This window comes from Coprococcus phoceensis (genome assembly GCF_900104635.1).
GTDB lineage: Bacteria > Bacillota > Clostridia > Lachnospirales > Lachnospiraceae > Faecalimonas > Faecalimonas phoceensis.
Genome location: NZ_FNWC01000007.1, coordinates 131550 through 145929, shown reverse-complemented (window position 1 = coordinate 145929; position 14380 = coordinate 131550). Strand labels below are relative to the sequence as shown.

The following is a 14380-nucleotide window of genomic DNA, read 5'->3' as shown; positions in this document are numbered from 1 at the left end:
AGGAAAGATTACTATTTTTATCTAGACATTTATCAAAAATTCTGCTAGAATAAATTTTGTCAAAAAGATTATGATAGTAACTGATCTATCATGTTATTTATAAGGAGGTATTACTATGAAGAAATATATTTGCGAACCATGTGGCTATGAATACGATCCAGAAGTTGGTGATCCAGATAATGGAATCGCTCCTGGAACAGCTTTTGAAGATATCCCGGAAGATTGGGTATGTCCAATCTGCGGAATGGGTAAAGAAGTATTTGTAGAAGCATAATTACTTTTGACTTTATTTTCAAAAATCCGAAGAGAATCCTCTAACACGTGAATTCTCCTCGGATTTTTTGTATATTCCAACAAATTTATTAAAAATATTTCTTTTTTAATGAAACTTTTTCCTTTGATTTTGTGTATAGGTAAGTGAAAGGGGGGATTTCAATAAGATGAAAAAACTGGTATTGGATGAAAAAACATTGGAAAACCTTATGAAACAATATACCGGATATGTTTATACGATTGTAAAAGGGATTTCCTGTGACTGTTTAGAAAAGGAAGATATGGAAGAAATTGTTTCTGACGTATTTTTTTCCTTATGGAAATCACAGCAGTCATTTGAAAATCACAATACTTTGAAACCATATTTAGCACAGATTGCCAGAAATCAAACACGAAACCGCTTACGAGAAAAACATAAACAGATTGTTCTTGAAGAAGAGAGTGTATTGGATTTTATCTGTGTGGATGAATATTTCGGTGAAAAAGAACAAATCGAAAAAATTCGGGAACTGCTAAATGAGCTTAATGCCGTTGAACAACATCTGATGTTGGCATATTATTTTTACGGATTTAAACTGAATGAAATCGCCAATACAATGCAGTTACCCATATCTACTGTGAAATCCAAATTATACCGAGGGCGCGATAAACTAATCACAAAATTCAAAGAAGGAGGAGTGACTCATGAAAAAAGTAAATCTGTATGAATTATTTGGACATTTGGATTCAAAAGATGTATTGCTTACAGACATAAAGTCTGATTCTGTCAACTGTGACGAAGAGAAAATTCGAAATATGACACTCAAAAAAGTTCACCAGAATATGAAGCAGCAAAAGCAGGTTCGATTTTTACGGACTATGAAACGACTGGCGGCTGGTTTCGTCTTGGCAGCAATATTGGGTGGCGGTGCATATGCGGTGGCATCTGAGGAACTTGGATGGTCTATAAAAAAAATGTTTGGTCTAAACGAAAAAGAAGTCCTTACTTCAGACCAAAAAATTTCGACAGATGATTATTCTCTCTCCCTTGTAGACATGGCATATGATGGTAATATCGGACGTATACTGATAAAACTGGAAGCACTGACAAAAGAAGCAGAAAAAGAACTGAAGCAGCTGCCAGGTCCGGTTGCCTCAAAAGCGGCAAGCATGTGTTATTATACTGATCTGTCAAATGAAAAAGAAGCTTATTACTGGCTGGACATAAACGGGGAACAGGAGAATATCCGTATCAACATTCCAAAATCCACACAATATCTCACCGTTTCACTAAAAAAGACGATAGAACCAAAATCTATAGCTTTAGGAAAATCTGAAATGTATACAAAATTAGAATACTCTCCACTTGGAATCACAATATGGGCAGAAGGAGATACAGATACCAATTTTCCTGAAGATCCCGGGGACGTCCAGATTACTTTCCGCTATAAGAATGGTAAAGAAGACGTTTTGACAGGAAAATCATCAACAGAAAAGAAAGTTGGAATAAATCATTCCAGTCGTGAGGCAGTTCAAGATGATTCCTTTGAAGGATTCCGTTGGATTTATGGCTTCTCGAACCGCTGCGATTGGACGCAGATAGATGCAATTGGAATCGATGGAGTTTGGTATCCACTATAGATCTCAGACTTCCTCCTGCTAGTCTGAAGATTTATCCTTTTCAAACAAAATCTCCATTCTTGTTCCTTCTCCAACTTTACTGTTCACTGTAATCTCTGCATTGTGCAAAATCGCACCGTGCTTCACAATCGAAAGTCCGAGACCGGTTCCTCCGGTCTCTTTTGAATGACTTTTATCCACACGGTAAAAGCGCTCGAAAATACGTTCTTTCTGGTCTTCCGGTATTCCAATCCCGGTATCCTGAACAATCACTTTCGGTCCTTTGAGTGTATTGCCCACCCAGATTTTCACTTCACCGCCTGACACATTATACTTGATCGCATTTTCACAGACGTTGTAGATCATCTCATCCAAAATTCTTTTTACACCATGATAAATCACAGTTTCTCCAATCACTTCCAGATGCACTTTCTTCTTCTCTGCCTGCGGTGCCAGTCTGCTGCAAATTTCCCGCGCCAATCCGAATAAATCCACATCCTCCTGCTCAATTTCAACATTTCCCTCATCCAACTTAGACAACTTAATAATATCTTCAATCAAGGTAATCAGACGACTTGCCTCATTATAAATCCGCTCAGAAAATCCAATCATATCATCCGGTTTCACAAGTCCGCTCTTCATAATCTCAGCATATCCGGAAATAGAAGTAAGCGGTGTCTTCAATTCATGAGAAACATTTGCGGAAAATTCCTTTCGCATGTTTGCCACAGCCTCTTTTTCTTTGTTCTGTTTGTCAATGCTTAACAACAAGGGTTTAAATTCTTCATATACATTGTTCTCAAGCGGTTCTTCCAAATTCAGATTATTAATCGGGCGTATCAATCTCGACGTCTGCCATTTTGCAAGAAAATAGGCAAAGCAAAACATTCCAACCGCAATCACCGCCATATAAGGCAGCATATCCATAATTGCCGGCTGCACATTATCTACTGTTTTTGCAACTCTCAGGATATTTCCATCATTCAAGGTTAGTGCATAGTAATATGTCTGCTCTCCTAAGGTATTCGACTTTCTCAAATCTTCCCCCCAACCGTTCGCAAATGCATCCTTGACTTCTTTTCGCTCTTTGTGATTTTCAAATGTAAAATCATCTTCTTTTGAATCATATAAAACAGTACCATTCTCATCAATCACTGTCAGCCTCGTCTTCACCTGTGCCGCATCCATATCTTCCAGATACTTTGTCCCGGATATATTGATTGCCGTCTGAATATATACGGCCTCCTGCTTTAGCTCTGCTTTCATATTATTCAGAGACTGAAAATATGTAGCCGCAATCAAAAGCGAAAAGGTTGTAAGAAGTGTAATGCAAAGTACTAAAAGCATACTTTTTTGTATTTTAACTCTCATTGATCTCTCCTAACCTGTAGCCGACTCCCCGCACAGTCTGAATCATATCACCGGCGCTTCCTAGTTTCTGTCTGAGTGTCCGCACATGAACATCCACTGTACGTGTCTCTCCGTCAAAATCATATCCCCATACTTCCTCTAATAAACGATCTCTTGTCAACACAATATTGTGGTTCTGCACAAGGCGACCGAGCAATTCAAATTCTTTCAACGTAAGAGTCACCTGTTTTCCATCGACAAACACTACATGCTTTTTCAAATCCATGGAAAGATTGCCGACCGAATACTGTCCCTCTTCCTTCTCTTTTTTGGTTCTTCGAAGTACTGCCTTGATCCGCGATACCAACTCCATCATTCCAAACGGTTTTGTCACATAGTCATCCGCTCCGCCATCAAGCCCTACTACTTTGTCGTACTCTGCCCCTTTTGCTGTCACCATAATGACCGGTATTTCCTTTGTCTTTGCCGAATTCTTAAGTTTCTTTAACAATGATAGTCCATCTTCACCCGGAAGCATGATATCAAGCAAAATAAGCTCTGGCGTCTCAAACGCCAAAGCTTCCATAAAGGATTTTCCATCTTCAAACCCACGGGCTTCCATCCCCGTCGTGTTCAATGTGTATACTACCAGTTCCCGAATATTTCCATCGTCTTCTACACAATATATCATCCCTTGATTCTCCTTTATCTTTTCCTATACAGTTGTCATTCCTTTGTGTACACCTGTGATAGAAAATTCTACCCATTCCGCAATATTTGTCGCATGGTCTCCGATACGCTCCAAATATTTTGTGATCATAATCAGATCGATTGCCTTTTCTCCCTGATTTCCATGATCCTCAGCAATTAATTTTACCAGCTTTTGCTTTGTCTGGTCAAACAATTTATCTACCTCATCATCTGCAAGCATTACTTTTCTCGCAAGTTCCAAATCTTTATTCACATATGCAAGGACACTGTCATTCACCATCTTACTTGTAGCTTCCGCCATCTTTCCGATAACAGGAATCTCCCTTGCCTCAGACATGCCTGCTCCGATAATAATATCTGCAATATCAGAAGTCTGGTCCCCGATACGCTCCATATCCGTGATCATCTTTAAGGCTGCGGAAATCTGACGCAGATCACGGGCTACAGGCTGCTGCTGCAGCAAAAGCTTCAAACACAATCTTTCAATGTCTTTTTCCATCTGATCAATTTCTTCGTCTTCTTTCATTACAAGTTTCGCAAGCTCTAAGTCTCCTTTTTGAATTGCTTTTGCCACATTTGCAATCGCTTTTTCGCAGAGACTTCCCATATTAATTAACTGGGCACTTAAATTTTCTAACTGCATGTCAAACTTATTTCTCATACTATCCGAACCTCCCTGTAATATAATCTTCTGTCCGTTTATCCGACGGAATTGAGAACAACTTCTCTGTCTCATTATATTCAATCACTTCTCCCAAAAGGAAAAAGGCAGTATTATCAGACACACGAACAGCCTGCTGCATATTATGTGTAACCATAACAATAGTATAATCTTTTTTCAATTCCATCGCAAGGTCTTCTATCTTCGAGGTAGAAATCGGGTCAAGAGCCGACGTAGGCTCGTCCATCAAAAGCACTTCCGGTTGTACCGCCAGCGCACGCGCAATACACAATCTCTGCTGCTGTCCACCAGACATACCAAGAGCGCTCTTTTTCAATCTATCCTTTGTCTCCTCCCAGATTGCCGCATCTCGCAATGATTTTTCTACAATATCATCCAGTTTTGCTTTGGAGCGAATTCCATGTGTTCTCGGCCCAAATGCAATGTTGTCATAAATACTCATCGGAAACGGATTTGGTTTCTGAAATACCATTCCAACACGTTTTCTCAAAAGATTTACGTCCATACTTTTATAAATATTTTGATTGTCCAGTAAGATTTCCCCTTCAATCTTACATCCTTCCACAAGGTCGTTCATGCGGTTCAACGATTTTAAGAGTGTTGATTTTCCACATCCGCTCGGCCCGATAAACGCCGTAATTTTATTTGCCTCTATATCTAAATTCACATTTTTCAGTGCTTTAAAATCACTGTAATAAAGATCCAGATTTTTGATACTAATTTTCGCCATTTCCGTTTCCTTTCGTTATCTTTTTCGCTATAAATCCTGACAGCCAGTTAATTCCGATCACAAGTACAAGCAGTACTACTGCTGTTGCATACGCCTGATCCATATGAAGCCCTTCTCTTGACATACTGTACATATGAACCGCCAGCGTTCTTCCTGATCCCATCACTCCATCCGGGATATCTGCAACTGTTCCGGCTGTATAAATCAATGCTGCCGTCTCACCGACAATTCTTCCAACCGCAAGAATAACACCTGCTAAAATTCCAGGCACTGCCGATGGAAGCACAATTCGAAACACTGTTCGAAGTTTACCCGCTCCAAGTCCAAAACTTCCTTCCCGATAACTGTCGGGAACTGCTTTTAATGCCTCTTCTGTAGTACGCATGATGAGCGGAAGAATCATGATCGACAATGTAAACGCTCCCGCCAGCAAAGAGTACCCCCATTTTAATGTTGTAACAAAAAACAACATTCCAAAAAGTCCATATACAATCGATGGAATTCCAGACAATGTCTCCGTCGTAATACGGATAACATTGATAAATTTATTTCCTCGTTTGGCATATTCCACAAGAAAAATTGCAGAGAAAATTCCAAACGGAACTGCAATGATCAAAGACAACGCCGTCATAATAATCGTATTGATCAAAGCAGGGAACAGCGATCCATTTTCACTTGTGTATTTCAACGCAAACAATTCCGGCTTAATATGCGGGATTCCGTTGATCAAAATATATGCAATTAAAAATAATAACACTGCAAATGTTATGATTGCAGAGAGCATCACGAGGAGCATCAAAATAAATGATCCCGGTGTTCTTTTATAAGAACGCAGTTTTTCTCCTATACTTCTAGTCACGGTGTCCCCTCCTATTTAACAATGATACAGAAAGATTAATAATCAGGATAAATACAAACAGTACAACTGCTGTCGCAATCAATGCCTCTCTGTGCAGTCCGGTTGCGTACCCCATCTCAATGACAATGTTCGCAGTCATTGTACGCACACCCTTCATAATACTTACCGGCATTCTCGCCTGATTTCCTGCAACCATGATGACAGCCATTGTCTCTCCGATCGCACGCCCGATTCCAAGTACGATTCCGGCTACCACGCCTGATTTTGCCGCCGGAAGAACGACCGCAAAAATACTTCTTTCATGCGTTGCTCCAAGTGCAAGCGCTCCTTCATAATACTGATTCGGAACACTTCTGATTGCAGATTCTGTCACACCGATGATGGTTGGCAAAATCATCATTCCAAGCAAGATAGATGCTGTCAGCATACTGTTTCCATCTCCTGCTGTTTTTACGATTCCCGCACGCTTCAATGTCATACCAAGTTCTCGAATCATCGGAACCATCACAACCAGTCCGAAAAATCCATATACTACAGATGGAATTCCCGCTAAAAGCTCTGTCGCACCTTTTAATACCGGATAAATTTTCTTCGGGCAATATTTTGCCATGAATATCGATGTCAAAATTCCAATCGGCACTCCAAAAAGAATTGCTCCAGCAGTCACATAAATGCTTCCCACAATCATCGGGAAGATTCCATAGATATCATTGGAAGGTCTCCAACGCTCACCACTTAAAAATTGTAAAAATCCGATTTCTTTCATCGCAGGAATCCCATTTGCAAATAAAAATACACAAATGAGAGCTACCGCCAGCACCGAAGCACAGGCGGCAATGAAGAACACTCCCTGCATGAATTTTTCGTTCCATGCTTTTTTCATCGTCTTTCGTTTCCTCTACTTATTTTATAATTTCATCCCATGAAAGTGCATCACCAACATAGATTGATTTTACCTGATCACTTGTAATGTCATCCAATGTGTTTGCTTTGTTGACAATCACTGCGATACCATCTGTTGCGATTACAGTTGCTTTCAAGCCTTTTGCAAGCTCTTCCTCTTTCACTTCTCTGGATGCCATTCCGATGTCGCAGATACCGTCTGCTACAGATGTCATACCTGTTGTAGAATCACTTTCCTGAATTTCAATCTCTGCTGATGGATTTACTTTTAAATATGCTTCTTTTAATTTTTCCATAACCGGCGTGATAGAAGATGAACCTGCGATGGATACTTTACCTGCCGATTTGCTTCCTGCATATGCCTGAACGTTATCCAAAGCAATATATCCGCTTTCTGACACAACTGCCTGACCTTCCGTGCTCAAGATAAAATTGATAAAGTCCTGAGCCACCTCGCTTACATCACCTTTTGTTGCGATATTAAACGGTCTTGCCACTTTGTATTCGCCAGATTTGATGTTTTCTTCTGTCGGCTCTGCCCCATCTACTTTCAATGCTTTTACAGTGTCATTTAAAGAACCAAGTGAAACATATCCGATTGCATACTCATTGTCCGCCACTGTTGATAACATAACGGATGTACTATTTGTAATGTTAGCCTCCTCTGTTGTGTTATCTACTTTTTCTCCTGAAGCGTCTTTTTCTTCAATTCCGAACAACTCGATAAAAGCACCTCTTGTTCCCGAACCATCTTCTCTTGAAACAACTGAGATATCATTTGCCGCATCAAATTCTGTCTCTGCTTTTCCATCTGTTTTATCTGAATTACCTGAGTTTCCACATCCAACTGCCATTGAGGCTACCATTGCTACTGTTGCTGTTAACGCTAAAAACTTTTTCATTTTCATTTTTACATTTCTCCTTTTTCAGTAAAAGATTTTTTATTCCTTAACTTCTTCACAGGTCATATCATATCGAACCTCTGTTAAATCTAAAACGCAAGTAATGTTAAATCTATGTAAAATAATTTTACATAAATACGCCGTTTGCAGGCATTTTTGTTGTAAACGTGTTGTAAACGGTTTTATTATATTCTATTAAGTTTTGTAAGATGATACAATATTTTCGCCCCACCTCTTCGGAGATGGGGCTGTTCATTTAATGTTTTACATGCTCGATTTTCCTACAATCAACAACACCCTGCACTGTTGCTTTAATTCCTCCATATCCGCTGTCGTCCGATGTGATTACCGTTCCTTTTGGAATTGTAACTGTTACATCTTCCACCAGTTTCGCTTTATCCCCTTTTTTGAACAATGGCAATAAATCATTGCATTTCATGTATCCCTTCTGTGTGATTTCTACAGTTACCACTTCTGTTCCGGTGTCTAACACTTTCACCTTACTTCCCCGCGCCAATGTCTGTCTTACTGCATTACAATCGCCTGTAGTATATACATTTGCTTGATTTGCAGTGTAGGCTTCTCCTGGATAAAATTGTCTCTTACTCATATTGTTTGTGCCTCCCTTGATTTCTGCCGGAAAATCTCTGTAGCAGATATTCATGTCCACTCTTCCGTTAATTCCACTTACTGTTCCATCACTTGTGTGCTGCCAAATATCACACGCTACGGTCGGTTTATTTGATGAGTATCTTGCAATCCATTTTGTGTATCTATCAAGCTGATTTCCGATGATATTCTGAAACCAATTTTGATTCGCGTAGATACCGACCACGTATCCAGCTTTTTCAATAATATCACAGAAAATTTTCGCACCAGCAACTGCATGGCTTTCAGTGCCTGATTCCTCCAAGTCCAAATAGATTGGATAGCTTAACTTGTATCCGCTGATCAGACGTAACACATGTGCTGCTTCACTCCTACTCTGCGCTTCTGATTTTGCATAAGAGTAAATATACACCCCAAATGGAATTCCAAGCCTTGTACATTCGTCTGCATTACGAAACCACTGACTATCGTCTTGTCCGACAATATCATCTCCATATCCACATCGGAGAATTGCTCCTTCAATTCCACTGACTTTTACTGCATTCCAGTCAATTGTACCGTTATGATAGCTTACATCAATAATCTTTCTTTCCATATTAAATCTCCTTTCACAAAAGAGGACGATTACTCGCCCTCTGAATTATCTGTCTACGCTACCCTTGTAAAATCTCTTCCAAAGCTCTGCTGCTTTTTCCCATCCGTACATAGCCACAAATGCCACCAAGAATCCTGCCATAATAGCAGCAATGATCATGTACCACAAAATCGCTTGTTGTATGTACTGCATATATGCAATAAACGCCATCACCGTGATTCCGATAGACAGTACAAATACTAAGATGTCTGTAGGAATCTTCTTAAGCCCCGATACTCCTTTAAATACCTGTGTAATGACGGATACCGCAAACGCAAGTACTCCAATAATTCCAATAATCAATGTTGTATTCATAATAAGTTGTTCCATAGTCTTATCCTACCTTTCCCTCTAAATCTTCAATTCTATGATTTGCTACCTTAATTTTTTCTTCCAATAAAAAAGTCCTTTCCACAACTGAATTATGCTTTTCGACTTTTTTCGTAAGCTCATCGAGCTTGTACTGCATTAACGCTCTTGTTTTCTCCTGTTGTGCACGATTGCTTATGATACACACCAATAACGTCACGCATGCTGATATGCACGCTGAAATAATCGTCTCCAATTCTTCATCTCCTTTACTATTTTTATGCAACAAAAATAAAAAGACCCTTACGGTCTCACTCTGATTTCTTCATTCTTCATTTATAAATTTTCCTTCACTATTTCCAAAATCCTATTGCAAACCAGTTGTAGGCAATTCCATAATTTCCATTTGTTTTCGAGTGAGAAATACTGGTTTTTGCTGTTGTACGTATATTGTTTCCACCAACATCTCCCTCCCAGTAAGACGTAACAATACTTCCATTTCTTTGCACGTTTGACCCAAAATAATAGCCTGTATCTTTAAACGGAACCGGGAATACCACATCCGCTTTTGCTGTAATAGCTGTTGTAGCTGCAAAAGAAGTGTGTCCAGCACATAGCAACAATCCGTTCGCATACTTTATGGCGATTGTATTTGATGATGTTATAATTTCATAATTCATTGGCTTGCCACCTAAATTAAACAATCCATCATAGTTCAATGTCTGATTATCCATATGTACGATATTGCCAGCTACTCCAAATAGAAATCTGTTGTCTCCTGCAATCTCAATTCCATATTTGTCATAACCTCCATCCGTGTACGGTCTTATATATCCAATATGCTCTCTTTCAGCATTTGAATTATAAAAATCAACACTATTATTTCCTACTGCAAGTGCCCTTTTTCCTTCCACATAATTTGTAATTGTTCCGAACGAAACATCTCCTAGATTTGCTGAAATGGCACTCAATGTATCCACATCCAAATTATCTACCGAAATATAATGAATAGTCCACTTCTTTCCATCCCAGCGTTGTATTGGTTGACCGGATGCTTTCTGCCATAATTGACCTACTTCTGGATTTGATGGTGCTGTATCTGATACAATAATTCCACTCATTCCATTTTCTCCTGCGGCTCCTTTGTCACCGTATACCCCTATGATGCATGGAGCAGATGTGTATTTGCTCCCATCTGTATATACAACAATCTCATAATTCCAAAGATATTTTTTAGATGAAGTCATAGTTTGTATCGTTGTTGTCCAACCCTCTGTGGATATTGTCACGCCACTCTTCGCGGTAGTGGCAAGATAATAATTTGCAATTGATTTTATTCCGTTTCCAGTCTGTCCCGGCGGACCTTTGTCCCCATATATCCCAATTACTTTTGGTATAGTGTCCACAGAGGTATTATCTGTATATATCATTTTTTCATAAATTTTATATCTAATTTTCGATTATCCGCATAAACACTATACTTTCAAGTATTTTGAAGTATAGAAAAAACTCATTTTACCACGAATTTACCACGATTGAATGAGCCTTGATATGACCTATAAAATAACACCCAAAAGACATCATTACACCTAAATGGTGTCTTTTTAAAAAGCAGTCAATCCTAAAACTAACTGCTTTGTGTATATGGATATGAAATTGTAAACTAGAAGCTGTTTATTTTTTCTTTTTAGGTTTTGGCGTTGGTAGTTCATCATACATCACATCAAATAACCCCGTCAGAAAATCTTTATTATCAACTTCTTCCACCAATAACATTTCTTTGGCGTTTTCGTATGGAATTTCATAAGTAACTGTCGGCATATAAGAAATTGCAGACTTTGTTGGTTTTACAAGTAACCTATCATCATATATACCGCCAACGATTTTTCCACGATAATAAATAATAAATTCTCCCATCATTGCACGATATGTTATTTCTTGTAATTCTGATAATTGTTCTAAAACAAATTGTAAATAATCTTTACTTGAAGCCATTTCCAACCCTCCAATCTTGAATTTTATTATTCCAATGCTTTCTTTAAGTCCAGAACAAATTGCTTTTGTTGTTTTTTCAAATAGGTTTTTACAAAAGGTTTCATAAACCACTTTTTAGGTATCACATTTTCTGTAAAGTCTATTTGTGTTTCATTCCCTTTGTCTATAAAAACACCAATCCAATGACCTTTCATGTTGCTATTCTCCATATCAAATTCCCAGCGTTTATATGGTTCTGCAACGGTAACGGTAAATGTAGTAGCATATCCATTTTTTGTGTATTCAATAAATTGTTTGTCATTTATTATTTCTGTTTTGCTCAAATCACTTCGCCATGAGTTATATTTATCAACAGCTAAAACAATGTTCCAAACTTTTTGAATATCATTACTAATAATTGTATTTATATTTGAAATTGCCACTTTTTCATTTCCCCTTTTCAAACTGGAATTGAACAAAATCGCTGCGCGATGGCCTGCCAAGGCTGTGGCATAGCGATTTTCTGTTTTCTATAATAAAAAACAGTGGAAAGCAAGTCCTAAAAGTAGTATTGTTAAATCACCACAAAATAACAATCAAACAGGATCGACCTTCCCACTGCCTATGAAAAGAATACCACCCTTCCGCTTGGTTGGCAAGCGGTTTTATGACCCAAATGCACCTCCGTGTAAAGCAGTGTTTTGATTACTACTGATTTTACATGGAGGATTTTATTATGTATGAAAAATATTTAGAACAGCTTGAGGAAGCCGGAAAAATCCGTAACCTCAAAGAGCGTTCCATCAACTGCTATAAAAACTATGTTTCTTACTTTCTGAAATATCAAGCGAAGCCCCCTGAAGAACTTACCTGCCAGGATGTCAGAAATTTTTTGCTTGCCAAAAAAGAGGAAGGACTAAGAGCCACAACTCTGAACCTTTATAATTCGGCTATCCGTTTTTTCTATCGGAATGTCCTGCATATCCTTTGGGATGATATCACAGTTCCACGTATGATTCTGGAACACAAGCTTCCGACCGTACTGACTGTTGATGAAATAGACCGTCTATTAGAAGCTGTTGATGATATCAAATATAGAGCCATGTTTGCAACGATGTATTCTTCCGGGATGCGGGTTTCTGAAGTGCTCCACCTTCATTATGATGATATTTCCCGTTCAAATATGCAGATCCATGTCCGGGATACGAAGAACAGGATGGATCGCTATACAATTCTTTCTAAACGGTGTCTGGATATCCTTACACAATACTGGTTTGAGAAAGGACGTCCCCGTGGGATCCTGTTTCCTAATAAATTTACTGGTAATTACCTGACAGTCAGTACACTGGAGCAAGTGATGCGACGGGCAGTATCCGATGCTGAACTTCCAAAGAAAGCAACTCCACACTGTCTCCGTCATAGCTTTGCAACTCATCTGATGGAGCAGGGAGTAGAACGGCAGAATATTCAGGCACTGCTTGGACACCGTGACCCAAAATCCACGGAAGTTTATCTTCATGTCAGCAACAAATCCCTCATGGGAATCCAAAGTCCCTTTGACAGGAAAGAAGGTGCTGATTATGAATAAGCCCACCGTTCAGGATATTTTCCGGTGTTTTTATTCGGCATACCTTGAAAAGTATTCTCCTTCTCCGGAACAGGCAAAAGTTGCCCGGAACATCTTGAACTGCAAAACCGGAGCCTATGGTGCAAACGTCAGTGTATGTGAAGACTGTGGTGCTGTTCAGATTCACTATAATTCCTGCCGCAACCGTTGTTGTCCCATGTGTCAGGCTGTTCCAAAGGAAATGTGGATGGATGCCCGCAAAGAGGATGTGCTTGATGCACCCTACTTCCACTTGGTATTTACAGTTCCTGACATTCTGAATCCAATCATTTACAATAATCAGAAACTGTTATATGACACCCTGTATCATGCAGCTTCTGCTACAATCAGTGAACTGACTGCTGACCCAAAGCACCTTGGTGCTGCTGTCGGCTATATCTGCATCCTGCATACATGGGGATCTGAAATGAACTTTCATCCCCATATCCATACAATACTGCTCGGCGGTGGTCTGACATCCAAAAACGAATGGAAAGACAACGGTACTGAGTTTTTTCTTCCTATATGGGCTATCTCCAAAGTCTTTCGTGGAAAATATATGGATGAGTTGAAAAATCTCTGGAATACGAATCAACTTAAGTTTCATGGAACTGCCGAAAAATACAGTAACCATTATGTGTTCAAAGAACTGATTGATTTCTGTTATGATGCGGAATGGATTCCTTATTGTAAGAAAACTTTTAACGGCGCACAGTCTGTGATTGACTACCTTGGAAAGTATACCCATAGGATTGCCATCAGCAATCACCGCATCATCTGTATGGACGATGAAAACGTTACTTTTTCTGTAAAAGATTACCGGAACAAAGGACAATGGAAAGAACTGACCCTTTCCGGTGTTGAATTTATACGACGGTTTCTGATGCATGTACCGCCAAAACGTTTTGTCAGGATTCGGCATTACGGACTTCTTTGTTCCCGTAGCAAACACAAGAAGCTTACTTTATGCCGGAATCTCCTTGGATGCCAAAAGTATCTCTCGAAGCTTCGAGGTAAGGAGATGCCGGAAATATTAAAACAGCTTTATGAAATAAATATTTGTGTGTGTAAATCCTGTGGTGGGCATCTTGGAAAACCACAGCTTCGAATACCACAAAGATGTTAAAATCTTATTCTTTCATACATTTTCTAAAGCCTCAAAGCTTGAGGTTTTGTTGTCGTACCTAATTTATCTGAAAACACTTGATTTCTGTAGCTTCTGCACAGGAACTCCTGTAT

Annotated in this window: 18 protein-coding genes; 5 read left to right on the top strand and 13 right to left on the bottom strand. The window is 39.1% G+C overall.

The features are described 5' to 3' along the window. Positions 1-115: 115 nt before the first annotated feature. The 3 genes from rd to BQ5364_RS04310 all read left to right on the top strand — a co-directional run bounded on the left by rd (position 116) and on the right by BQ5364_RS04310 (position 1893). A complete protein-coding gene (gene rd / locus BQ5364_RS04320; RefSeq protein ID WP_004614654.1) occupies positions 116-274 on the top strand; it encodes a rubredoxin in 159 nt (52 codons plus the stop codon). Between the two features lie 166 nt (positions 275-440). Then, positions 441-980, top strand: coding sequence for an RNA polymerase sigma factor (locus BQ5364_RS04315; RefSeq protein ID WP_004614655.1), 540 nt, complete (start codon positions 441-443; stop codon positions 978-980). Then, complete coding sequence (locus BQ5364_RS04310; protein WP_004614656.1) at positions 958-1893, top strand: hypothetical protein; 936 nt, start codon at positions 958-960, stop codon at positions 1891-1893. The genes BQ5364_RS04315 and BQ5364_RS04310 overlap by 23 nt, the downstream gene beginning before the upstream one ends. Positions 1894-1911: 18 nt before the next feature. Here BQ5364_RS04310 and BQ5364_RS04305 read toward each other — a convergent pair whose 3' ends face one another. The 13 genes from BQ5364_RS04305 to BQ5364_RS04245 form a co-directional block, all read right to left on the bottom strand. Then, entirely contained in the window at positions 1912-3243 is a 1332-nt protein-coding gene (locus BQ5364_RS04305) for a sensor histidine kinase (protein WP_004614657.1), read from the bottom strand. Continuing rightward, positions 3233-3913 carry a winged helix-turn-helix domain-containing protein gene (locus BQ5364_RS04300; protein WP_004614658.1) on the bottom strand — a complete coding sequence of 227 codons (681 nt, stop codon included), beginning with the start codon at positions 3911-3913 and terminating at the stop codon, positions 3233-3235. Before BQ5364_RS04300 ends, BQ5364_RS04305 begins: the two co-directional genes overlap by 11 nt. 24 nt (positions 3914-3937) lie before the next feature. Then, positions 3938-4594, bottom strand: a complete 657-nt coding sequence (gene phoU, locus BQ5364_RS04295; protein WP_004614659.1) for a phosphate signaling complex protein PhoU — start codon at positions 4592-4594, stop codon at positions 3938-3940. Position 4595: 1 nt separating this feature from the next. Continuing rightward, the gene (gene pstB / locus BQ5364_RS04290; RefSeq protein WP_004614660.1) at positions 4596-5345 is read right to left on the bottom strand and encodes a phosphate ABC transporter ATP-binding protein PstB; all 750 of its coding nucleotides are present in this window, start codon (positions 5343-5345) and stop codon (positions 4596-4598) included. Next, complete coding sequence (gene pstA, locus BQ5364_RS04285) at positions 5332-6141, bottom strand: phosphate ABC transporter permease PstA (RefSeq protein ID WP_004614661.1); 810 nt, start codon at positions 6139-6141, stop codon at positions 5332-5334. Before pstA ends, pstB begins: the two co-directional genes overlap by 14 nt. A gap of 55 nt (positions 6142-6196) precedes the next feature. Next, complete coding sequence (gene pstC / locus BQ5364_RS04280) at positions 6197-7087, bottom strand: phosphate ABC transporter permease subunit PstC (RefSeq protein ID WP_004614662.1); 891 nt, start codon at positions 7085-7087, stop codon at positions 6197-6199. 19 nt (positions 7088-7106) lie between these two features. Next, positions 7107-8015, bottom strand: coding sequence for a substrate-binding domain-containing protein (locus BQ5364_RS04275; protein ID WP_004614663.1), 909 nt, complete (start codon positions 8013-8015; stop codon positions 7107-7109). A 250-nt stretch (positions 8016-8265) separates the two neighbouring features. Beyond that, the gene (locus tag BQ5364_RS04270) at positions 8266-9213 is read right to left on the bottom strand and encodes a glycoside hydrolase family 25 protein (RefSeq protein WP_071143724.1); all 948 of its coding nucleotides are present in this window, start codon (positions 9211-9213) and stop codon (positions 8266-8268) included. 45 nt (positions 9214-9258) lie between these two features. Further along, on the bottom strand, positions 9259-9582 hold the full coding sequence (locus BQ5364_RS04265) for a hypothetical protein (protein ID WP_071143723.1): 324 nt from the start codon (positions 9580-9582) through the stop codon (positions 9259-9261). A 4-nt stretch (positions 9583-9586) separates the two neighbouring features. Then, positions 9587-9817, bottom strand: coding sequence for a hypothetical protein (locus BQ5364_RS04260; RefSeq protein WP_071143722.1), 231 nt, complete (start codon positions 9815-9817; stop codon positions 9587-9589). A gap of 97 nt (positions 9818-9914) precedes the next feature. Further along, positions 9915-10991 carry a gp53-like domain-containing protein gene (locus tag BQ5364_RS04255; RefSeq protein WP_071143721.1) on the bottom strand — a complete coding sequence of 359 codons (1077 nt, stop codon included), beginning with the start codon at positions 10989-10991 and terminating at the stop codon, positions 9915-9917. 244 nt (positions 10992-11235) lie between these two features. Beyond that, positions 11236-11556, bottom strand: a complete 321-nt coding sequence (locus BQ5364_RS04250; RefSeq protein WP_004612621.1) for a TfoX/Sxy family protein — start codon at positions 11554-11556, stop codon at positions 11236-11238. 26 nt (positions 11557-11582) lie between these two features. Then, positions 11583-11978, bottom strand: a complete 396-nt coding sequence (locus BQ5364_RS04245; RefSeq protein ID WP_010775277.1) for an SRPBCC family protein — start codon at positions 11976-11978, stop codon at positions 11583-11585. A gap of 293 nt (positions 11979-12271) precedes the next feature. Here BQ5364_RS04245 and BQ5364_RS04240 point away from each other — a divergent pair, with 293 nt between their 5' ends. Then, positions 12272-13123, top strand: a complete 852-nt coding sequence (locus BQ5364_RS04240) for a tyrosine-type recombinase/integrase (protein WP_071143720.1) — start codon at positions 12272-12274, stop codon at positions 13121-13123. Continuing rightward, positions 13116-14267, top strand: coding sequence for an IS91 family transposase (locus BQ5364_RS04235; RefSeq protein WP_071143719.1), 1152 nt, complete (start codon positions 13116-13118; stop codon positions 14265-14267). The genes BQ5364_RS04240 and BQ5364_RS04235 overlap by 8 nt, the downstream gene beginning before the upstream one ends. Positions 14268-14380: the final 113 nt, after the last annotated feature.

Excerpts from the sequence above, each read along its gene's own strand:
- rd (WP_004614654.1), top strand. The coding sequence starts at position 116 with ATGAAGAAATATATTTGCGAACCATGTGGCTATGAATACGATCCAGAA.
- BQ5364_RS04315 (WP_004614655.1), top strand. The coding sequence starts at position 441 with ATGAAAAAACTGGTATTGGATGAAAAAACATTGGAAAACCTTATGAAA.
- BQ5364_RS04310 (WP_004614656.1), top strand. The coding sequence starts at position 958 with ATGAAAAAAGTAAATCTGTATGAATTATTTGGACATTTGGATTCAAAA.
- BQ5364_RS04305 (WP_004614657.1), bottom strand. The coding sequence starts at position 3,243 with ATGAGAGTTAAAATACAAAAAAGTATGCTTTTAGTACTTTGCATTACA.
- BQ5364_RS04300 (WP_004614658.1), bottom strand. The coding sequence starts at position 3,913 with ATGATATATTGTGTAGAAGACGATGGAAATATTCGGGAACTGGTAGTA.
- phoU (WP_004614659.1), bottom strand. The coding sequence starts at position 4,594 with ATGAGAAATAAGTTTGACATGCAGTTAGAAAATTTAAGTGCCCAGTTA.
- pstB (WP_004614660.1), bottom strand. The coding sequence starts at position 5,345 with ATGGCGAAAATTAGTATCAAAAATCTGGATCTTTATTACAGTGATTTT.
- pstA (WP_004614661.1), bottom strand. The coding sequence starts at position 6,141 with ATGCTCCTCGTGATGCTCTCTGCAATCATAACATTTGCAGTGTTATTA.
- pstC (WP_004614662.1), bottom strand. The coding sequence starts at position 7,087 with ATGAAAAAAGCATGGAACGAAAAATTCATGCAGGGAGTGTTCTTCATT.
- BQ5364_RS04275 (WP_004614663.1), bottom strand. The coding sequence starts at position 8,015 with ATGAAAATGAAAAAGTTTTTAGCGTTAACAGCAACAGTAGCAATGGTA.
- BQ5364_RS04270 (WP_071143724.1), bottom strand. The coding sequence starts at position 9,213 with ATGGAAAGAAAGATTATTGATGTAAGCTATCATAACGGTACAATTGAC.
- BQ5364_RS04265 (WP_071143723.1), bottom strand. The coding sequence starts at position 9,582 with ATGGAACAACTTATTATGAATACAACATTGATTATTGGAATTATTGGA.
- BQ5364_RS04255 (WP_071143721.1), bottom strand. The coding sequence starts at position 10,991 with ATGATATATACAGATAATACCTCTGTGGACACTATACCAAAAGTAATT.
- BQ5364_RS04250 (WP_004612621.1), bottom strand. The coding sequence starts at position 11,556 with ATGGCTTCAAGTAAAGATTATTTACAATTTGTTTTAGAACAATTATCA.
- BQ5364_RS04240 (WP_071143720.1), top strand. The coding sequence starts at position 12,272 with ATGTATGAAAAATATTTAGAACAGCTTGAGGAAGCCGGAAAAATCCGT.
- BQ5364_RS04235 (WP_071143719.1), top strand. The coding sequence starts at position 13,116 with ATGAATAAGCCCACCGTTCAGGATATTTTCCGGTGTTTTTATTCGGCA.